General features: G+C 29.6%; 21 protein-coding genes. 17 read left to right on the forward strand and 4 right to left on the reverse strand.

Annotated features, from left to right (window positions below; all coding sequences use genetic code 11):
- Entirely contained in the window at nucleotides 1–5,808 is a 5,808-nt protein-coding gene (locus CVULP_RS08555; RefSeq protein WP_265415700.1) for an SNF2-related protein, read from the forward strand.
- 253 nt (nucleotides 5,809–6,061) lie between these two features.
- On the forward strand, nucleotides 6,062–6,673 hold the full coding sequence (locus CVULP_RS08560; RefSeq protein WP_040498922.1) for an NYN domain-containing protein: 612 nt from the start codon (nucleotides 6,062–6,064) through the stop codon (nucleotides 6,671–6,673).
- A gap of 74 nt (nucleotides 6,674–6,747) precedes the next feature.
- Here CVULP_RS08560 and mobP1 read toward each other — a convergent pair whose 3' ends face one another.
- Entirely contained in the window at nucleotides 6,748–8,136 is a 1,389-nt protein-coding gene (gene mobP1, locus CVULP_RS08565; RefSeq protein WP_265415701.1) for a MobP1 family relaxase, read from the reverse strand.
- 8 nt (nucleotides 8,137–8,144) lie between these two features.
- Entirely contained in the window at nucleotides 8,145–8,690 is a 546-nt protein-coding gene (locus CVULP_RS08570; protein WP_006803289.1) for a hypothetical protein, read from the reverse strand.
- A 207-nt stretch (nucleotides 8,691–8,897) separates the two neighbouring features.
- Here CVULP_RS08570 and CVULP_RS08575 point away from each other — a divergent pair, with 207 nt between their 5' ends.
- The 5 genes from CVULP_RS08575 to CVULP_RS08595 all read left to right on the forward strand — a co-directional run bounded on the left by CVULP_RS08575 (nucleotide 8,898) and on the right by CVULP_RS08595 (nucleotide 12,178).
- A complete protein-coding gene (locus tag CVULP_RS08575) occupies nucleotides 8,898–9,179 on the forward strand; it encodes a hypothetical protein (RefSeq protein WP_099506927.1) in 282 nt (93 codons plus the stop codon).
- A gap of 26 nt (nucleotides 9,180–9,205) precedes the next feature.
- Entirely contained in the window at nucleotides 9,206–9,829 is a 624-nt protein-coding gene (locus tag CVULP_RS08580; RefSeq protein ID WP_099506928.1) for an NTPase, read from the forward strand.
- A gap of 3 nt (nucleotides 9,830–9,832) precedes the next feature.
- Complete coding sequence (locus CVULP_RS08585) at nucleotides 9,833–10,492, forward strand: hypothetical protein (RefSeq protein WP_099506929.1); 660 nt, start codon at nucleotides 9,833–9,835, stop codon at nucleotides 10,490–10,492.
- 81 nt (nucleotides 10,493–10,573) lie between these two features.
- Complete coding sequence (locus CVULP_RS08590) at nucleotides 10,574–11,800, forward strand: DUF5710 domain-containing protein (protein ID WP_220518316.1); 1,227 nt, start codon at nucleotides 10,574–10,576, stop codon at nucleotides 11,798–11,800.
- A 102-nt stretch (nucleotides 11,801–11,902) separates the two neighbouring features.
- Complete coding sequence (locus CVULP_RS08595) at nucleotides 11,903–12,178, forward strand: EexN family lipoprotein (RefSeq protein WP_099506931.1); 276 nt, start codon at nucleotides 11,903–11,905, stop codon at nucleotides 12,176–12,178.
- Nucleotides 12,179–12,397: 219 nt separating this feature from the next.
- On the opposite strand, the gene CVULP_RS08600 is transcribed toward CVULP_RS08595, so the two are convergent.
- A complete protein-coding gene (locus tag CVULP_RS08600; protein WP_006803294.1) occupies nucleotides 12,398–12,628 on the reverse strand; it encodes a hypothetical protein in 231 nt (76 codons plus the stop codon).
- A gap of 490 nt (nucleotides 12,629–13,118) precedes the next feature.
- Between CVULP_RS08600 and CVULP_RS08605 the strand changes: the two genes are divergently transcribed.
- From CVULP_RS08605 to CVULP_RS08615, 3 genes are read left to right on the forward strand one after another with little or no spacing between them, the layout of a single operon-like run.
- The gene (locus CVULP_RS08605; protein WP_006803295.1) at nucleotides 13,119–13,337 is read left to right on the forward strand and encodes a type II toxin-antitoxin system HicB family antitoxin; all 219 of its coding nucleotides are present in this window, start codon (nucleotides 13,119–13,121) and stop codon (nucleotides 13,335–13,337) included.
- Nucleotides 13,330–13,533 carry a type II toxin-antitoxin system HicA family toxin gene (locus tag CVULP_RS08610; protein ID WP_006803296.1) on the forward strand — a complete coding sequence of 68 codons (204 nt, stop codon included), beginning with the start codon at nucleotides 13,330–13,332 and terminating at the stop codon, nucleotides 13,531–13,533. The genes CVULP_RS08605 and CVULP_RS08610 overlap by 8 nt, the downstream gene beginning before the upstream one ends.
- Nucleotides 13,534–13,535: 2 nt before the next feature.
- On the forward strand, nucleotides 13,536–15,329 hold the full coding sequence (locus tag CVULP_RS08615; protein WP_006803297.1) for an AAA family ATPase: 1,794 nt from the start codon (nucleotides 13,536–13,538) through the stop codon (nucleotides 15,327–15,329).
- 92 nt (nucleotides 15,330–15,421) lie between these two features.
- Here CVULP_RS08615 and CVULP_RS08620 read toward each other — a convergent pair whose 3' ends face one another.
- Nucleotides 15,422–16,039: a recombinase family protein gene (locus tag CVULP_RS08620; RefSeq protein ID WP_006803298.1), complete on the reverse strand. Its 618-nt coding sequence runs from the start codon at nucleotides 16,037–16,039 to the stop codon at nucleotides 15,422–15,424.
- Between the two features lie 144 nt (nucleotides 16,040–16,183).
- On the opposite strand from CVULP_RS08620, the gene CVULP_RS08625 reads away from it, so the two are divergent.
- Genes CVULP_RS08625 through CVULP_RS08655 form a run of 7 tightly spaced genes read left to right on the forward strand, consistent with a single transcriptional unit; the run spans nucleotide 16,184 to nucleotide 21,757 of the window.
- A complete protein-coding gene (locus CVULP_RS08625) occupies nucleotides 16,184–16,444 on the forward strand; it encodes a TrbC/VirB2 family protein (RefSeq protein ID WP_006803299.1) in 261 nt (86 codons plus the stop codon).
- Between the two features lie 18 nt (nucleotides 16,445–16,462).
- Nucleotides 16,463–19,231, forward strand: a complete 2,769-nt coding sequence (locus tag CVULP_RS08630) for a VirB4 family type IV secretion/conjugal transfer ATPase (protein ID WP_099506930.1) — start codon at nucleotides 16,463–16,465, stop codon at nucleotides 19,229–19,231.
- Nucleotides 19,232–19,240: 9 nt separating this feature from the next.
- Nucleotides 19,241–19,903: a hypothetical protein gene (locus CVULP_RS08635; protein ID WP_265415696.1), complete on the forward strand. Its 663-nt coding sequence runs from the start codon at nucleotides 19,241–19,243 to the stop codon at nucleotides 19,901–19,903.
- The gene (locus CVULP_RS08640) at nucleotides 19,900–20,460 is read left to right on the forward strand and encodes a Rha family transcriptional regulator (protein WP_006803302.1); all 561 of its coding nucleotides are present in this window, start codon (nucleotides 19,900–19,902) and stop codon (nucleotides 20,458–20,460) included. The genes CVULP_RS08635 and CVULP_RS08640 overlap by 4 nt, the downstream gene beginning before the upstream one ends.
- Entirely contained in the window at nucleotides 20,457–21,008 is a 552-nt protein-coding gene (locus CVULP_RS08645) for a hypothetical protein (RefSeq protein ID WP_006803303.1), read from the forward strand. Before CVULP_RS08640 ends, CVULP_RS08645 begins: the two co-directional genes overlap by 4 nt.
- 33 nt (nucleotides 21,009–21,041) lie before the next feature.
- On the forward strand, nucleotides 21,042–21,464 hold the full coding sequence (locus tag CVULP_RS08650; protein ID WP_099460824.1) for a single-stranded DNA-binding protein: 423 nt from the start codon (nucleotides 21,042–21,044) through the stop codon (nucleotides 21,462–21,464).
- Between the two features lie 23 nt (nucleotides 21,465–21,487).
- Nucleotides 21,488–21,757: a hypothetical protein gene (locus CVULP_RS08655; protein ID WP_006803305.1), complete on the forward strand. Its 270-nt coding sequence runs from the start codon at nucleotides 21,488–21,490 to the stop codon at nucleotides 21,755–21,757.
- The last annotated feature ends 1 nt before the right edge of the window (nucleotide 21,758 follow it).

Raw genomic sequence — 21,758 nt, forward strand, 5'->3', positions numbered from 1 at the left:
ATGCGGAAAACAAAAAGACAAATTGAAGATGAAAAGTATTATGGTGGCAAAAGCCTATTTGATTTTATAGAATTAGAATTTTCACAAGGAGAAGAAAATGAGCAACAGAATGGAGAATTATCCCAACATAGAGAAACTGCAAATGGCGTTGAACGAATTAGCGTTTCATCAAGTTCATCAAGCTTGGATAGACAAGAAAATTCCACAATACAGCTTGATAATACTAGAGAGATGGGCGGAACTTTATCCAAACACCATCAAGAATCTAGGAATGTCAGAACTAATGACACTAGCATTACCACAAGCACAAATGGAACTACAAATTTTAGAGAGCAAGGAAGCGGAGGAAATGAGAGAGCAGGGACTAACGGATATGGAGATACTAACCCAAACTCAAATCAATCTCAATCAATTCATAGCGATAGAACCACAGATTTATTCTCCTTTGTTTCAAGAAATGATGATGAGAGACAAGGAGCAAATGCAAGAAGAAACAATCAACAATCAGTATTGGAATCTACAACAAGAGATGATGACTTTGAAAGAAGAAATTTCAAATCTGGGCAAAAACTAGATTTTACAGCCGATGATGAAATCTATCTTGGCTCTTTGAAAGATAGATTTCAAAAAAATATCCACGCCATTAAACTTTTAAAAACCATAGAGCAAGAAAATCGCTACGCCACTAAACAAGAGCAAGAAATTCTCAATAGATTTTCAGGTTGGGGTGGAATTCCACAAGCTTTTGACCACCAAAATAAAGAATGGGAAAAAGAGTTTAAAGAACTTATCTCTACACTAGATTACACAGAATACGAAAACGCAAAACTATCTACCTTAGACGCTTTTTATACTCCAAAAATTGTCATTGATACAATTTATCAAGGACTTAATCATTTGGGCTTTAATAATGATAAACACACGAAAGAAATCTTTGAGCCAAGTGCAGGAATAGGCTCGTTTTTATCTTATGCTAAAAATTACAGCAATAATTATCACTTTACTTGCATTGAGCTTGATAGCATAAGCTCAAATATTCTAAAATCTTTACACCCTAATCAAACAATTTATAATAAAGCCTTTGAACATCACTTGTTTGATAAGCCTTATGATGCTTTTATAGGCAATCCACCCTTTGGTCAAAAAAAGGTTCTAGACCCAAATGATACAACACTTAATAAATCAAGTGTGCATAATTATTTCATTGGCAACGCCATTAAAAATTTGAAAGAAGATGGAATTGCTGCCTTTGTAGTGTCAAGTTATTTTTTAGATTCTAAAAATAACACTATAAGAGATTATATCGCGGAACAAGCAACATTCTTAGGTGCTGTAAGATTACCAAACAATGCTTTTAAAAAAAGAGCCAACACTGAAGTTACCACAGATATTATCTTTTTTAAGAAAGGCAAAGATTTAAATATTGACAATAAATGGCTAGAGAGCGTGGAATATTATGAGGATCGTTTTGATGAGGCGGAAAAGAGAGGTTTAAATCATAATATTTTCAGCTATTTTAGAATTAATGAATATTTTAAAAATAATCCTCAAAATATCTTAGGAAAAATGGATATTAAAAGCTCTCAATATGGTCATGATTTAGAATGCTTAGATGATGGTAGGGATTTAAAAATTGCTTTGGAAAATTTTGTCAAAACTTTACCTAAGGATATTTATCAATACCAAGAAACAAAAATTACATTGTCCTATTACAGAATTAACAAAGAATCGCCTGAATATCAAAAATATAGCCAAATTATAAGCAAATTAAAAGATGGAAATTATTTTGAGTATGGTGGCGAAATTTATATGAAAGTTAGAAGTGATGACGAGTTGGTTTTTTCAAAACCAGCCCTAAACGAACACGATAAAAGAAGAATTAAAAAACTCATCGCCATTAGAAATCAATTTAACACTCTCATTGAGTATGAAAAAAATGAAGCTAATGATGTTTTGGTAGAAAATCAAAGAAAGCAACTTAATAAACTTTATGATGATTTTGTTACCAAAGAGGGATATTTAAATAGAGAAGCAAACAAAAAAGCCTTCAAAGAAGATGTAGAAGCAAATAAAATTTTAGCTTTGGAGAAAAATTATAATGCGGGTATTTCTAAAAATGTCGCATTAAAAGAAGGCATTGAACCTATATTGCCAAGTGCCACAAAGGCTGATATTTTTTTCAAAAGAACCATCAACGCACAAAAAGAAATTAAAATCTCAACTCCACAAGAAGCACTTATTGCTTGCATTAATGAGTATGGAAGAATTGATTTAAATTTCCTAGAAGCCAACTTGGAACAACCGCTAGATGAAACACTTAATACTTTAGAACAAAATAGATTAATCTTTAAAGACCACCTTAATCCCTCTCGCTTTATCTTAGCCGAAAAGTATCTTTCTGGAAATGTTAAAGCAAAATACAAAGAGGTAAAGAAGCTTATAGAAGATGGCTTTAATGAATTTGCTAATAATTTAGAAAGCTTAGAACAAGTTTTACCCAAAGACTTGAAAGCAGTTGATATTTCACTAAGCTTAGGGACAACTTGGATACCTATAAAATACTACAAACAATTTATAGAAGAAACTCTGCAAATTGATTCTAGAGACTATGATTTATTCTTATTAGAAAAAACAGGTGAGTGGAATCTTAAAGGTCTTGGACATTCCTTAAGTCCCTATGTTCGCTCACAATATGGCACAGAAAGAATAGGCTGTTTTGATTTATTTGAACACGCTTTATTGAGAAAGCCTATTCGCATTTATGATAAAAAACAAGATGAAACAGGCAGAGAATATAGGGAATTAAATCCAAAAGAAACTGCAATTGCTAATTCTAAATTAGAAAACTTAAAAAATGAGTTTGCAGAATGGATTTATAAGGATTATGATAGACGCACAGATTTAGAAAATATCTATAATGAAAAATTTAACACAAATAAAGAACCACAATATAATGGAGAAAATTTAGAACTTCCCAATTTCAATGCTAACATTAAGCTCAAAAAACACCAAAAAAATGCAATATATAGGGCAATTCAAGAAAGTAACATTATTTTTGACCATCAAGTTGGTGCTGGAAAAACTTTAGTCGCAATTTGCTCTGTAATGGAGCAAAAGAGAATGGGGCTTTTAAATAAACCCTTAATCGTTGTGCCAAATCACTTAGCTAGACAATGGAATGATGAGTTTTACCACGCTTATACAAATGCTAATATTCTAGTCGCTACAAATGATGATTTAAAAAAGGATAATAGAGAAAGATTTTTCTCAAAAATAGCTACAAATAACTATGATGCTGTTATTATGACTCACTCGCAATTTAAATTAATCCCTGCTCCTTATGATATTATTAAAAGACAATACGAGAAAGATATTAGCATTTTGGAAGAAACCTTAAAAAGAAAGCAAGATGATGAAAATGTTATGCGATATTCCGTCAAAGATTTAGAAAAACGCATTGAGAATTTTAAGGTGAAATTGAAAGATTTGCAAACAGCACATAAAAAATCCAAAGCGATAGATTTTTCGGAACTAGGTATCGATGCTTTAATTATTGATGAAGCACACGAATTTAAAAATCTACTCATCACAACTTCAATGGGAGATATAAGCGGTCTTGGAAATTTAAAAGGCTCGCAAAAAGCATACGACCTTTATTGTAAAACACAATATATTCACGAACAAAATAAAAAGCTCTATTTTCTAACAGGCACACCGATAAGTAATTCAATTACAGAACTCTTCACTTTACAAAGATACATACAGCCTAATACATTAAATGAAAAAGGAATAGAAAGTTTTGATTCTTGGGCTTCTACTTTTGGAGAAGTTACAAATGCTTGGGAACTTGATAGCTCTGGAATTAATTATAAAATCGTTGCGAGATTTAACAAATTTAAAAATGTCCCTGAACTTTCTACGATGTATAAAAGCGTGGCTGATATTGTAACAAATAATGATATTATGAAATATCAAAAAGACTTCGTGCCAAAACTTTACAATGATAAGCCTATTAATATCGTTGCTCCTAGAAGTGAAGCAATAGCAGAATTTATAGGTATTCAAGATGAAAATGGAAGGTGGAACGAAGGCTCTATCGTATGGAGAATGGAACATCAACAAGATGATATTGCTAGAAATAATCTTCTTGCTTGCACCACAGACGCTAGAAAGGCTGGACTTGATTTTAGGCTCATTAATCCTTATTATGATGATTATGCAGATTCTAAAATCAATAAACTAATTGAAAATGTTTATGGTGAGTATAATGCGTGGAATGACGACAGGGGAACGCAATTAATTTTTTGCGATTTATCTACACCAAAACAACATTCACAAAAAGTTGCTTTAATAGGTAACAATTTATCTCCAAAACCAAACAAAGAAGATGAATTTGTCAATATCAATGAAACAATGGAGCAAAGTGAAGAAGAAAATCATAAAAGCCTTGATGAACTCTTAGCAGAACAATCAAAATTTGATGTTTATACTGATATTTTAAAAAAACTTGTTGCCAAAGGCATTCCACAAAATGAAATCCGCTTTATCCACGACGCAAAAACGGATTTGCAAAAAAGCCAACTTTTTGCAGATATGAATACAGGAAAAGCTAGAATTTTAATTGGCTCAACTCAAAAAATGGGTGCTGGAACAAATGTGCAAAAAAGAATTGTAGCTTTACATCATTTAGATTGTCCGTGGCGTCCTAGCGATTTAGAGCAAAGAAGTGGTAGAGTTATAAGGCAAGGCAATGAGCTTTTTATGAGAGATCCACAAAATTTTAGAGTTAAAGAATTTAGATACGCAACTGAAAGAACTTATGACGCTAGAATGTGGCAAGTTATTGAAAGCAAAGCAAGATCCATAGAGCAATTTAGAAAAGCTGGTGCTGATGTAAGAACCTTAGAGGATATTACAAGCGGAGCGGCAGATGCGGCAGAAATGAAAGCAGAAGCCACAGGAAATCCACTCATCTTATTGCAGGTGCAATTAACCAGTGATTTAAGACAAGAAGAAATGCTTTATAGTGGCTATAAAAGGCAAATTCACAATAATGAAGAAAGTCTTAAAGTCAATCTTTCAAAAATTGAATTCTTACAAAAAGATATTATTAAAATGGAAACCTTAAATGCAATCATTAAAGAAAATAATAATGAGCATTTTCAAGGAAAATACTATATCAATGATGATGAAAATATTTCCGCAAAAGACTTCATCGTCCTTAAAGATGATACTAGCGATTTAAACAAAGCTAGACAAGCGGAGCTGACAAAAAACTTTGAAAATACCATTCAAATGATAGCAAATAACTATCAAAAAGAATATAAAGTTTTAGAATACAAAGGATTGATTATTAGCGGAGAAAAAACAGATTTAAACACCTTAAGTTTTTATGTTTCAACTCCTGATGGTCAAACTATAATGGAGCCTGAAAATATGATTTATAAAAGAGATGACAAAACTTTTTTTACATTAGAAAATTATGTGAATTTCGGCGGTTTTATGAAAAGGCTAAATAATTTTTATAACGATTTAGAAAAATTTAGCCAATTTAATAAAAGCAAGATAGAAAGTCTTAAAAAAGAAATTGCAGAGCTAGAAAATATTACAGGAGACAACACTCCTATTTATAAGAGAAAAGACTATTTGGAGGCATTAAGAGAAGATAATCGCATTGTCATAGAAGAAATAGAAAAAATGAGTAAGCAAAAAGGTTATAAAAGTGATTTCGTGCCAAAATCTGCAAAGATTTTAGAGGATTTAAATAGGCACAATAAGATTATGAAAGACAGAGAATTGCTTATCTAAACCAACTAAAGCTCTCATTAATATTTTTATGATATAATTCCGCCATCATTAGCACATAGAGGGGTCTTTTTAGCATCATATTTTTAAATTGACGACTCTTTGTGCTTCCAATTTAGTAAATTAGGACTACACAACAATGAATTCAAACAATCCAAATATGGAATTTTCAATTATTCAGCCTAAAAAGACTGCAGTTCTTGTAGATCTCTCTTTTTTTCTTGAAAGATATAATACTCACAAGAGTATTAAAACAATGGAGGCTAAAGAATTGGCTAAGAGATTAAAAGATTATGTGTGGGAAACCCTTAGAAGAAATGAAGATTATTTATATAGAGTTTATATTTACGATTGCGAACCGTTAGATAAAAATGTTCCTATGCCACCCATAGAAAAAACCGATAAATCTAAAAACTTAAGCAAAACTACAACATACAAATTTAGAAGCGAACTTTTAAATCACCTAAGAAAACAACCTTATTTTGCTGTAAGATTAGGTGAAATCGATGAAAATTCGTTTCAATGGAAATTTAGAGATTATGATAAATTTAGAAAAATTCTACGCAAAGAAATAGATATTGGTGAGCTTACAAACGAAGATTTTGTTTTAGATATTAAACAAAAGGGTGTCGATATGAAAATAGGACTTGATATTGCAACTTTAGCAAATAAACATCAAGCCGAAAAAATAATTTTAATCACAGCAGATAGTGATTTTATCCCTGCTGTTAAGCACGCCAGAAAAGAAGGAATTATTGTTCAATTAGATCCAATGAGAGTTCCAGAAACTCAAATTAAAAAAGGTTTGTTGGAGCATATTGACATCCTTTCGTCTGTTTTTATTAATAAAAATAAAAATGGCGATTAATTTTTGCTTTTATTTTATTAAACAAACAATTAAGAAAATTAATGCTATACAAAAGCAAAGTATAAATTTATAAATTATCCATCTCTTGTAATCTCATTATTCCTAGCACTTGTCCATCGCAAACTATTATCGGCTCTTCTTCGCTCTCTTTGCTGTAACTGATTGAGTGCATTGAGGTGCAGAAGCATTTGAGTTCGTTTTGTGTCATAAACCATAGGCTGTTTGGACAATACTCGCATAGAGTTTCTTTCTTGGGCAACTTCTCTTCGGATAGTTGATTGATTACTGAGCTCTTGTAAGACTCTCTGTCTATATTGTTTTGTATAGGCTCTCTCACTATTTACTCCTTTATTTTGTATGATTTTATATTTTTTAGCATTTGTTGTTTTAGGGATTTGTTTCAAATCTTTTTCTCTACCGATAACAGAAACATCCCAAATATGTTTTGTGAGTGTTTTGGCAACTTCTTGCCACTTATTATTAATTTTAACTTTTCTTATGATTTCATAATCTTCTTTTCCTACTATTTTAAATCTTGCATACTCACCTCTTAAAACTTTGTTTTCTTTAACAACTCTTTCTAAATCTTGTCCCCAAATTGTAGCAATTCCTTTTTTAGTTTTATAGCTCACATAATAACTTTTCTTTGCATTTTTATCGGTGCTAAACTGATAATTTGCCTCTCCAAAATCCATAACTTGATAATAATGCATTTTTATTTGCGGAGCTTTATCAATTTGCTTTTCCCTATTTAATTTTGCAGAATACTCTTGATTTACTTCTACTTCTTTTTGCTTTTTGTTTGTAGCTTTTGCTTCAACACCTAATTCATTTAATGCTTTTGCAAATTCCACTCTTAAATTAGCTAAATCAGCCTTTCTAGGATTAATTCTTTTTCCATTTTTATCCGCAACTTTTAAACAAATATGACAATGCGGATTATCCGTATCTCCGTGAAAAGCAACAACAAAAAGATTATTTGGATATATTCTTTTTAAAGTTGTTATTGTGGCTTGTTGCAATTTTTCTTTTGGAGTTGTAGAATGCTCTTTCATAGAAAAAACCATATTAATAGTATGTCTTTTTTCCTTAGCACCTTCTTTATATAATGGAATAGGAGATCCTTCATTTTTGAAAATTCTTTTAACTTCTAAAATCTCATCTTCTCCTACATATCTATCAAAATCATTTGTAATTAATTCTACATTTCCCTTGCGAGAAATATAATCAAGATGTTTTGAAAGTGCTTGGGAATTTTTAGAACCTGAAGTAATTTTTACAACGACTTCAGTATTTTTTCTAAACATATTTTTACTAATAAGCTTACCTGTTTTTATATCTTTAGTGTATTTATCTCTATTTTTATTGATATAGTTTAGCGGTAGCTTTGAAGCGTTTTCTATTTTAGTAAAAACTTTCCTAGCAATTATCTCATCGTCAAATATTTTAATCGGTCTTGACATATAAAAACCTAAATCCTTTGATTATTAATCTCTATAATCTTTCCAAGAGAATCAGAGAGAATGTCAATCTTTGCGTTTATAGTATCAATCGTATTTTTTAAATTGTCCTCATTTATTTTTACAGAATTTCCAGCTCTAAGAATTTTCAATAGTTGATATATATTTTTGCCAACTGCATTAATTTCAGTTCTTGTTTTTATAAATTCATCTAGTTCTAAATTAGTAAAATATTTGTTTTCATTTAAAGAATTTATCAATCTAAAACTTACCTCTTTCGAGACACTACTAAATCTATTTTGTGTAGCAATTTCTTTTAATAAATTAAATTCATCTTCGCTGATTTTTATTCTTATTTCTTTCATTTTTTTCTTTTCAAATGTATCACTATGATGATTAATAACAAGATTATTTTCTATATTATTAAAGCCATTATTTTCTTTATAATTCGCAATGATATAATTTATAATCTTCTTAATTGAAGCTTTTGTGTTGTTCTTAATTTCATTTAAATAAATCATATTTTTTTCATCAATACTTAATAAATATTTTTTCATTAAATTCCTTTAATTTTTTACTTTTAATGAGCCTCGCAGAGATATTTCGGCAAAGTAAGCTAAAAAAGTTATATAACTTTTTGGCGTCTTTGCCTATCCTGCAATTAATAATATTTTTGCTTGATTGGCATTTTACAATATTAAGCTTTATAACGCATTAAGTTTATTTTGAGATAATGCAATTTTAAATTTTTACAAGGAGTTATTATGCTTTATGAAAGCAAGATGATAGAAGATTTAAAGCGTGAGTATGATGAGAAATTAAAAAAATTACGCCAAAAAGAAAAAGAAAAGAAAGAGCGTATATATAAAAAACTTTCATTAGCTCTCTTAAAAGATTTTGAAGAGAGTGATAATTTTTTCAATGAATTTCATATGCTCATAGAAAAATTAAATTGCAAAAATACTAAAAATGCTCTAGAAGCAATAAGTAACTTATATAATTTTAATCAAAATATTGATACAATTAATGAAGCAAAAAAACAATAAACAAATCACATCTTTGGAGAGTAAAAATGGAAAAAGACTACAAAATAAAAGTAACAGACACAAGCAAACTTAATGACCATTATAAAGAGGCGATACAAGAAGGCACTTATGATGGTGAAGATATTGATAAATTTTTCAACACAATCAAAACTTTTGACATTGCGGAAAGTTTATTAAAAAAAGATTTTTCAAATCAATCCATCAAATTTGAAATCATCACAGATAAAGAAAAAATTCCATTAGATATAAGACTTGGTGATAAAAATTTTCAACAAGGGATTGAGCATTTAATAAAAATGGGTGGCTCTGCTATCAATAAAGAAAAATTAAATGATACAATAAAAAAAGATCTCAATAAGCAACTAGAGCAATACAAACCTAAAACATATGATGAAATGCTAGATGGAACTTTTAAGGCTTTAAAAAATATGTCAGAAATAGCAAACAAAGATATAGCAGCAATGATACAAGAATTTGCAAACTCTTACTTAAAAACAAGAGGGAAATACGAACAAAAAAAAATAAATAACCTCGCAAAAGAGCCGTCATTTTTTAAGCAAAAAATGAACGAATTTTTCAAAAAAAAACTAAATAAAGTTTTACCAAATAGAGAAATTAGCAACGAAAAAACATATTCTCACTCAAGGTAAGAAATGAATAATCTAACAAATTTTAATATTCTACTTTCTCAAACAAGATTATCTTCTTACAATAATGATATTGTCAAACATTATGATAATCTTAAACTTGTAGGAAAAATCACTCCAAAAATTGCCACATTAGAAATTATTCTCAGAAATAAACTTGATAGCAAATTATCGGAGTTGGATAATGAATGGATAAAAAATTCTAATGATGGAATGATTAAAAATACTAGAGAAAAAATTGAAGAAAGAGAAAAAAATAAAATCTTATCTCATCATCAATATCTTTCTCGTATGAGCTTAGGAACTATTATTTATCTTATTAAAGAAAATAGAGTGCAAGATTCTATAATGAATTTAAACAATATCAATTTTAGAAATTACAATCAATATAATAGAAATTTCTTTTTAAGAAATGGTAAAAAAAGAAATTTTGGTAATATATATAAAGTAGATATAGTTCTTAGCTTATTACAAAATCTAAGAAATAGAAGTTATCATTGGGAAAATATTCTAAAAACAACAGAAAAAAATGGCAAACATTATCCAAGATTAACAACAAAGATTGAAAATGCTTATATAGGTATCAATCCACAAAAGATAGAACTATTTTTAGATGACTTAATTAAAACATTTGATGAAGAAATTTTGAAATATTGTCAAGACTAGAAAGGTGGGACACAAGAAGTCCCTCGAATTTCGTTTGCAATTATACCGACAAAACATTAAAGGAAACTAAAAGGATATACAATGCCACAAAAAAGAATTTATTTATTTGTTCCTTTTAAAGATAAAGAAAAAGCAAGATTGTTGGGAGCTATGTGGGACGAAAAAGAAAAAAAATGGTTTGCTCCAAAAAGCTTGGATAAAAATATTTTTGCACAATGGCTTTATCCACACCAAAAAAAAGATTTTTCATTTGACGAAAATGAAGTGCTAACAACTTTCAAATTTGCTTTAGAAAAACAAGGCTTAATTATCAGTGGCTTACCCATTATGGATGGTAAAATTCATAGAGTGAAAACTACAACGGATAAGGGCAGAGAAATGAGTGGGGCTTATAGTGGGTTTTTAAATGAATATCCTGCGGGCTTTATTCAAAACTTTAAAACAGGTATTAAAGAAAATTGGAAAATGCCCTTAGAAAATGCGAAACAAAATATTATAAATTATCAAACTATTAATAAAAATTCTGCATCGCACATAAACAATAATATTAAGCAAGATATTTTAGAACTTCAGCAAAAAACTGCACTTAAAATTGAAAAAGAATACAGCGAAGCCCATTGGGCTTATTCTAATCATCCTTACCTAATCAAAAAAGGTTTTAGCGAAAATTTTTATTTAAAACAAGATAGTAAAGGCTCTCTTCTTATTCCCCTAAAAGACGAAAATGGAAAAATATGGTCTGTGCAAAGAATTTTTCCAAATGGCGATAAAATCATCGGTATCATCAAAACAAAAGAAGAAAAAGAACAAGGCATTGAATACTCCGCAAGAAAATCTGGGTGCTTTCACATCATAGGTGCAAAAAGCTTAGAATATTGTAAAGAATTTATCATAGCAGAAGGCTTTGCTACTGCTGCAACAATTTATAAAGCACTTGAAAAACCTGTTATAATGGGTGTAGATGCTGGAAATTTACTCAAAATCGTTGAAGCCTTAAAGGATAAATTTCAAAATATCCCTATCACTATAATCGCAGATAATGATAGAAAGAGAGAATTGCAGGGATTTTCTAATGTCGGCGTAGAAACAGCAAAAGAAATCCAACAAAAATTTTCAAACATTAAAATTATTATTCCAAAGATTAGCGACCAAGAAGCAGAGCAGGGAATGAGCGATTTTAATGATATTTTCCTAAAAAAAGGGCTTGAAGAAGTTAAAAAACAACTGCACTCTATTGATTTTCAAAACAAACTTAAAGATTTTAAAAACTCTGCGAAACAACATAATGAACAAGAGCTTATAAGATAGCTTTATGTTTTTGTATAATATTAATAAATAATAATATATTTAAATATATTTTAATAAATAAAATTATATAATAATAAATATTTTAATACATAAGGAGATACAATGAAAAATGTCATTAAACTAGGTTTGCTTAGTGCAGTTGTTGCCACTTTATTTTCTGCTTGTTCTTCAGAGCCAAAGAGTGTGCAATATTATGAAGATCCAAAAAATGTCAAAGAATTAGAAGCTAAAATCAAAGAATGCGATAAAAACGCTAATTCTGCAGAAAATGATACAGAATGTGCAAATGCTTACAAGGCACGATACTCAAAATCACTTCAGAAGCCGAGAGAAAGTGCTATGGAGTTTTTCAAAAATCAAAATGCAAATGATAAATAATGAAAGATCTTTTTCAAACTCTAGGTTATAGAACAAATTATTAATGCCATTAGACAAACAGGAACAAGCGATAAGATTGCTGAACTTTAAGCCTTTAAAATAAAAAGGCTTAATGCTTCTCATCACTTTAAATACTGCCTTTTTCAAGCATCTTAACAATCATTAAAGCAGAACCAAAAAAGGCAATTAAAGCAAAAACCGCACAGAGTATCCCTAACATTACTCCAACTCCTCAATTTGTTTTAAAATTTTATATATTCTCTTGCTAAAAGCATACAACAAAATACAAGCAAAAATAACCCCTAAAACAATAAACAATGCTTGTATCCAATCAATGCGACTATAATTTAAAACACAAAAACCAAATATTCCAAATAAAGCGGTGAGAAAAGCCAACATTAATGCTTTTAAAACATCAATTTCTAATTTTATTCTCTCTTTTTTACTCATATGAGGATTATAGCATAAAAATATTTTACTCTCGCTTTTTGTATATAACTTTTCTTTTGGAGTATTTCAAAATTGCTGTATTTGCAATTTTTTATAAAAGTTCAAAAATTTTAATTTTTGATTTACCGAATTAATTATTATTAATAAATTTAAGTAATTTAATAAATTTAGAGACTATTATATTTAAGTCAATTTATATTATATTTAAGTCAAAAACTATTATATTTAAGTCAATTTATATTATATTTAAGTCAAAAACTATTATATTTAAGTCAATTTTATTTGTAGATTTGCTTTTGGTGGAGCGAAAAATATTGACATAGATATAATAAACTATTCTATTTAAGTCAATTTTAGTAGATTTGAAGTATTTTTTACATAGATATAATAAATATTGACATAGATATAATATTTTAGTATAATTCGCAGTAAAAATTCGTTGATTTGTCAAAAACTATTCTATTTAAGTCAATAAATTGGAGAATATCAAATGTTATTGAATGTTATCATTGAAAAAGATCAAGATGGATATTTTGCACGCATTTTAGAGCTTGAAGGTTGTGTTTCACAAGGCAATACTTATGAAGAGGCTTTGTTTAATATAAAAGAAGCAGGGGAACTTTATTTAGAAAGCCTTAAAAGTGAAGAAAAAAGAACTATTGAAAATAAAATAACCTCAATTGTTCCTGTGGTTTTAGCCAATGCCTGAATTGCCAAGAATGACTGCAAAAGAAGCAGAAAGGCTTTTATTGCAAAATGGTTTTTTGATTGATAGGCAAAAAGGTAGCCATAGAATCTATAAAAAAGATTCTTATAGAATGGTTATTCCTCATCATAGTGGAGAGATTTTACATCCTAAAATCATAAAGCAACTTTTTGAAATTATTGAAATGAGCAAGGAATAAAAATGCCAAAACGCAATACTATTGATACCATCACACTTGGGATTTTTAGCGATGAAAATGTTTCTGTGATTTGTGAAGATACCATTAAATTAGAAAAAGGCTCTGTCGCTGTGCTAAGTGGCAATAGTGAAGTGGGTAAATCTTTCTTAGCTTTAAAAATTTGTGCTAATGCTATCAATGATGGCTTAAAACCTTTTTTTTGGAGTATAGAAGACAAAAATCAAGCAATTTTAGAACGCATTAAAAATATAGAAAATTTTTATCCTTTTAATACTGCGGAACTTGAATTTTCTAATGAACTTCCAAAAATTGATAAAGAACCTATAAGTAGCTTAAAAGAAGAGCTTAATGAATTAGCAGATTGCGATTTAATCGTCATTGATACCTTTAGTGCATTTTTTTCAATTTTAGGTTTTAAAGACCAAAATAATCAAAATGATGTGCAAAGTTTTTTTAATGTTTTAACAGATGTGGCTAAATCAAATAAACAAGCTATTTTACTACTTCATCACTTGGATAAAAAAGGTGAAAGTCTTATGGGTAGCTCTGTCATTATTAATGCTCCTAGACTTGTTTATAAGCTTTCATTTCAAAAAGGAGAGGATAAAAGTTCTACCACCTATCGTTTGCTTGAAGTTTTAAAAGACAATAATAATATCAATGCTGGAGAATTTCAAAAAACAATTAAAGTCTTGCAAAATAATAGCATTGATGAGCCTTTAATCAAAGATGTGAAAGTGGAAAATATTGACAATCATACCTTAGAGATTATCAATAAAAAAGATATTTCTGCTGTTAATGTTAATGATTTAGCAGAGGGTTATGTAACAATGAATGAGAATAGAGGAGTCTTTTATCTAAGCTCACGCAAACTTACTGATACTAATTTTTATAAAGCTTTTAAAGAAAATGATAATAAAGTATCGTTTGAAATGATTGGTTCAAATGGTTCATCTTATGCGATTACCCTTAAAAACTCTTTGCTTACACAAACACATAGAAATATTTTAGACGCTTTGTTTTTGTATATTAAGAAAAATGTAGATACCAGTGTTATAAGAAAGTATCAAGAGCAATTTTGGGATATGGAAGTAAGATTAGAACCTTATAAATTTTTAAAACAATATCTCAATAAAGCTCCTAGCAATTATTCGTGGTTGAAACAAAAATTTACGGAAATTTCTCGCTTTGCGTATGATTTATCTTTTACTCAAAATATTGAAGTTAAAGACAAGCAGACAACTACTCAAAGAGATAAGGGAATTTTGATGTTTGATTCTGTGGAGCGTATCACAAAAGAAAATGGCGTAATTGTGTCTGTATTTGTGCTAACAGTTCGCAGAGAATATATCAAAAGACTTGAAACAGAATCAACACTCTCTTATGATGATGATTTATCAAAAATTCTTATTGATTTAAATTCTTTAGTGGCTCAAGATTTAATAAGATTTTTAACAAGTTTTCCTGATAAAAAAATCCTTAGTTATAGTGAGTTTTGCGAAATTAAGGCTTATAAATTCTATAAAGAAAACTCCATAATTTCAAAACAAAAGAAAGAAATTATTAAGCTAAAGAATAAGCTTATAGAATTTGGTATTAATATCTATGGTAAAGGTGTGGAATTCGCCGATTATGATGACGAATTCTTTTATCGTAAATATAAAAATGAAAATGATTTATTTTTCATCTACAAAAGCAATAATAGGGTAAAAAGATATATCAAGCGTAATGACCCTATGAATCAATTAAACACCAAAAATAACAAATTCCTTTTGCAGAAGTCTTTGTTTGATTAACATTAAGTCTTAAAATCATATAATTCCAAGTAGAATTAAATTATTATAAAAAAATGTTCGTTAAATTAAAACTATATCAAATAAAACTTAATTTATGATAAACTCTTTGTTATTAGTTTTCTTGATTTGCAAAAATTGTAAAATGTTACATAGCTACCTTTTTTGCCTATATACTTCCAAATAGATTTTAAAGATAATTCTTTATCTATGAGTTCTTTAATTGTTTCCAAATGCTCATCATACATACTAGAATAAGAGCCAACAGGACGCCCTAAAATCTTTCCATTTGCTCTAGCTTTTTCAAGTCCAGCCTTTGTTCTTTGTGAGATAAAATCTTTTTCTACTTCTGCCATATAGGTATAAAAACTCAGCAATAATTTTGAGTGGGCACTATTAAAACTGCTAAGTTCAGGTTGTTTTAAAAAGACAAATTGAACTCCTTGTTCTGATAACTCTAAAATCAAATTCATAGTTTCAAACATACTCCTACCAAGTCTCGAAATTTCATAAACAATTAATATATCGCCCTTGTTAACTTTAGATTTCAATTCATTAATTCTTCTTTTATGCGGACTTTTAGTGGAGCTTTGCTGCACTTCTACAAATTCATCTATATTCAATTTTTCATTAAAAGCATATTGTAAAATTTGATATTTTTGTGTTTCTATATCCTGTTTATTAGTGCTTACCCTAATGTATGCTAAAACCATATTTCTCCTACTACAAAATTCGTTGATTTAATTAAATGGTATAAATACACTTAATTATAACACAATGTATGTATTAAATTATACTTTTTATAGATATAAAAAATAAGAATTTAACGAACATTTTTTTATAACAAGGAGAAAAAAATGAAAAAATCACTCGCTTTGGTTCTTATAAGTTCCACATTTTTATTTGGAGCTGGTGGGATAGATAAAGTTAATACTTTTTTGCAGAATTTAAGCACAGCTTTCTATGCTATTGGCGTATTTATACTTACTATTGCAATTATGTGGGGTGGTTCTAAAATAATGTTTCAAGGACAAACACTTAGAGAGGTTGCTCCTATTTTTATCGGTGGTATTCTTTTTGGTTCGGCTTCGGCACTTGCTGGTTATTTTATTTCATAACTTGCAACAGGATTAAAAATGCAGAAAAATCCACTTTTCAAAGGCTTAACTCGTCCTCCTATGATTTTTGGTGTTCCTATGACACCTCTTGTTATAGCAATGGGAGGCATTTTATTGCTTGCGTTTTATAGTCAAAATATCTTTTTAATTGCTTTTGCAATTCCTGTATTTTTCATTATGAAAGCAATGACAAAAAGAGATGATTTTATTTTCCGATTGATGTTTTTAAAGATGAGATTTTTCTCTAATCCCGCTTCTAAGAATTACTATAAGGTTAAAACATATAGCACAAATTCTTATAGACAAATGCCAAAAAACTCAAATTTCCCAAAAATATCAGTTTTTGGACTGAACGCAGAACCTAGTTTTGAAAAGCTTATTCCCTTTTCATCTTTAATTAGTGATTCTGTGGTGATTACAAAAGATTATTTTTTGATGACAACTTGGGAAGTTGGTGGAATTAGTTTTGAAGCTGAGGAAGATGATGAATTGGATATGAAAAATGATCTTTTAAATATGTTATTTAAATCTTTCGCAAATGAGCCTGTAAGTTTTTATTTTCATAATTGTAGATATTCTATTGAAGATAAATTGACTTCAAAATTTAACAATGCTTTTTTAGAAGAGATTGATAAAAAATATTATGAATCTTTCAAACAGGGAACGCTTAGAAAAAATTCTTTATATCTAACTCTAATCTTTAATCCCTTAAAGGTAAAAATTGAAAAAACAACATTTCTAAAAAGCTCTTTTGAAAGCAAAAGAAAGGCAATTAGCTTATTTTTAATTAAATTTAGCGAATTTACCGATAGATTGGAGGCAAATATCAAAGATTTTAATCCAAAACGATTAAAAACATATTTAAAAGATGATAAAACTTACTCAAAACAATTAGAGTTTTACAACTATCTACTCGGTGGAAAAATTAATCCTGTAAGAGTCTTAAAAGCTCCTATACATCAATATTTAAATGGCAATTTACAAAACATACAATTTGGACACGAAACTATTCAAATTAATAGCAATGATGGTGTAAAAAGATTTGCTAGATGTATTGAAATTAAAGATTATACAAATGAAACTTTTTCAGGTATTTTAGATATTTTGATGTATTTAGATATTGAATATATCATCACTCAAAGCTTTTCACCTATTCCTAGAATAGACGCAAAATCCGCAATATCTAGACAAAAAAAGCAGCTCATAGCAACTGAAGATGATGGATTTTCGCAAGTAGAGCAAATTGATGAAGCTTTAGATCAGCTCACAAATGGGGAGATTTCTTTTGGAAAATACCATTTTTCAATTCTTGTTTATGGAGATAGCTTAAAGGAATGTAAAGATAATGCAAATCAAGTCATTACAAAGATGAATGAATTAGGATTTGCAGTAACACTAGCAAACATTGCCCTAAGTGCAACTTTCTTTTCGCAACTACCATCAAATTTTGCCATACGCCCAAGAATTAATCTTATTTCATCGCTTAATTATTCCTCATTAATAGCTTTACATAATTTTTCTATGGGGAAAAGAGATAAAAATTGCTGGGGTGATGCTGTAAGCATACTCAAAACTCCTAATAAACAACCTTATTATTTTAACTTTCATCAAAACTCTGGAGTTAATAAAAATGATTTTGGAGAGCTATTTTTAGCAAATACCTTAATATTAGGTCAAAGTGGCGGTGGTAAAACCGTGTTTATGAATTTTATCGTCAATCAAATGCTTAAATATGCAAATAAAGACACTTTCCCTGATGATATACCGCAAGAAAACAGAAAATTTACAGCCATTTACTTGGATAAAGACAAAGGGGCTTTAGGCAATATTTTATGTGCAGGTGGCAGATATATTAGCATTGAAAATGGTAAGCCCACAGGATTTAATCCTTTTATGGTTGAAAGCACACAAGAAAATATAAGACAACTCCAAACCCTAATGAAGCTTTTAGTTACTAGAAATAATGAAATCCTTACAACTAGAGAAGAGGAAATGCTTAATAATGCAGTCAATTCTCTTATGAAAGGCTTTGAAAGGGAGGAGAGAAAATATCCTATCTCTTTGCTACTTGAAAATTTAACAGAAAATGTAGATGATGACAATTCTCTAAAATCAAGATTAGCACTTTTTAAAAAAGGCAAACAATTTGGCTGGGTATTTGATAATGAATTTGACAATTTAGACTTCCCTGATGAAATTAATCTATTTGGCATTGATGGCACAGAATTTTTAGATGATAAAGATGTATCAGGGATACTTAGCTATTACATTCTTTGGCGTGTGATGAGTTTAGCAGATGGTAGAAGACTTTGTATTGATATAGATGAGGCTTGGAAGTGGCTTGAAAATGACATCGTGCAAGAAGAAGTTAAAAATAAATTTAAAACCATTAGAAAACAAAATGGCTTTCTAAGATTAGCAACGCAAAGCGTGGAAGACTTTTTAAAACTTAAAAACGCAACAACACTTATAGAACAATCCGCAACAATGGTATTTTTACCTAATCCAAAAGCTAAAGAAGAAGAATATGTAAAAGGAATAGGCTTAAGCTATGATGAGTATATGATTATTAAAGGGTTTAAACCCTCAAAAAGACAATTTTTAATCAAAAGACAAGATGAAAAAGTTATTTGCACTTTGGATTTAAGCTCTTTAGGCAATGAGAATTTAAAAATTCTCTCCACAGGAACAGCTCATATAGACACAATAGAAAAAATATTTGCACAAAATCATAAAAGCCTTGATGAGAAAGTGGCAGAGCTTAAAGAATTTTATAGGAATTCATAGGGGTTATAAATGAGAGATAAAAAACTAAGACAAGAAATTTTAGCCTTAGAAAATGAAGTCAAAGAGCTTGAAAAAACTCTTGGTGCGATTAAGCAAAGACTACTTAATCTTAAAGACCTCGCTTGGGATAAACAAAGCAAAAAAGAAAGCTCTAGTATGTATAAGGTGCTAAAAGAGGATAAAACACATACTATGGTTAAAAGTGAGCTAGGGGACATTAAGGTTGATAAAGACTTTATGGAGAAAGAAATCACTAAGCACCTTGATAATCCAAATTTAAGAGGTATGGTAACAACTAAAGAAATGCTTTCTTTTCCTAAGGTGGCTAAGGGTGTAAATCCTGAATACAATGCGGAAACAAATGATTATACTTGGAGAGTTAAAGCAAATGATAAAAATATTATAGCTTATGGAAGTAGAGAATACAAGCAAGATGGTAAAGAAATTAATAGATTGCTAACAGCTCATAGTAAAACAGAAAGGGGACAGAGGCAAGCAGACAGGGTCAGCTCTGCTACCTATTTTAATGACCCCGATTTTCGTGGCTCTGTCCATAATGAAATTATACCACAGCAAGACAAATCCGCAAAGGATTTTAAATCAAAACTAAAAGAATTTAACACCAAAAACAAAACTCAAACTCAAATCAATATAAAGGAGTTGAAACGATGAATGTGGTTATTAATAAACAAGAAGTGCAATTTAGCACTCAAGATAATCAAACTTTTTGCACAAGTTTAGATGTAGCTAGGGTTTTTGGAAAGCAACATAAACATATACTAGTAAGCATTGAACGCATTTTAAGCGATTTACGAGAAATAGGAGCTTCCAACGAAATGCTCAATTTTCGGCAGGTCGTAAGAACCTCGCAAACAACGAACCCTAAAAATGGAAAGATAGTTAATAGAAAAATGCCTATGTATAATCTAACCAGAGATGGTTTTTCACTTTTAGCAATGGGCTTTACAGGAAAAACTGCACTACAATGGAAAATCGCTTTTTTAAATGCCTTTAATGAAATGGAAAGACTTCTAAAAAAAGAACTTCTAAATCCTAATAAATACATTATAGATTTAATGGCACTTGTGCAACCAAATTTGCCTCAAAGTGATTACAAAATTAGTGTAATTATAACAGATAAACCGCACTCTAAAGAAGCTAAAAATATTTTTTCTTTGGATTATCTTGTTGATAATCGCACACCAAAAGACCCAAAGAATTCGCAATGAGTGATAAAGAATTAGAAATTTTTGAGCTTTGTGAAAGATTAGTAGATCTTTTAGGAGATAAAGAAGCTGTTGCGGATTTACAAATTTTACTAGACAGACACCCTGAAATGTTTCAAAACAAAGAACAGGTTGCCAACTTAATCAAAAAAGTTATCAATGACCCTGAAATCATTATCAATAATCCAACTCCAAAAAGTGAAAAAGACTACATTGCAGGGAAAAAACTAAACGAAAAGAAAATGGGTGAAGTAGGGATTCGAAAAGATGAAAATATCAGCAAGATTTTTCACGCTAACGAAAAAAGATTGAAAAATTTAGAATTAATGGCAAAGAAAGATGTAGTAGCCGATGGTAGGAACGCCCACACCTCCTACACTCAAGCCCAAAGTCTTGACGGGCGACTGGTTCAAAAGAACATTTCATCGACTGCTAATGAAATTATACCACAACAAGACAAATCCGCAAAGGATTTTAAATCAAAACTCAAAGAATTTAACACCAAAAACAAAACTCAAACTCAAATCAATATAAAGGAGTTGAAACGATGAAAATATATTACTCAAATAAAAAGGAGCTAAACAATGAATAATATCAATTTAATCGGCTATTTGGGCAAAGATTTTGAAGTAGGTAATACAAGTGGAGGAAAACTTTATGCAAAAAATTCTCTTGCTATCACTAAGCGTTGGAAAAATGAAAAAGGCAATGATGAAAGTAGCACGACTTGGATACCTATTGTCTTATTTGGCAAGAGTGCAGAAAGTGCTTCTATGTATATCAAAAAAGGCTCTCAATTTGCGTGTAGTGGAGAATTATCATCTAGTCAATACACCGATGAACAAGGAAATGTTAAAACAACACTAAGCGTTATCGTGTCTAAATTCTATTGGTTAGGCAAAAAAGATAGAGAAACTCCACAAGAAATACAAAATCCACCAAAAGAACCAAGCGTTGAATATGAACACCAAGCCGTTAATGTGGAATCTGAAGAAATTCCATTTTAAACATAAAAAAAGGAGTTATATCTATGGAAAATTTAAGCGTTGAAGAGTTGGCAGACAAAATGGGAGCTTTAAATTATGAAAAGCTAATCAAAGCTTTGTTTTTATTTGAAAAAAACTCTTCAATGGAAAAACTCACCGCAAATCAAAAGCGAATTGTTTTAGATGAAGCGTATCAATTTTATATGGATAATAAATATATATCTTCTTTTTTACAAGAGGATATTAATCAAATTTTAGAAGATTCCATTGATAAAGAGCTTTCAAAAAAACAAGAAAAAACACTAGAAAGGTAAT

The sequence above is a fragment of the Campylobacter vulpis genome, assembly GCF_014217995.1.
Classification (GTDB): Bacteria; Campylobacterota; Campylobacteria; order Campylobacterales; family Campylobacteraceae; genus Campylobacter_D; species Campylobacter_D vulpis.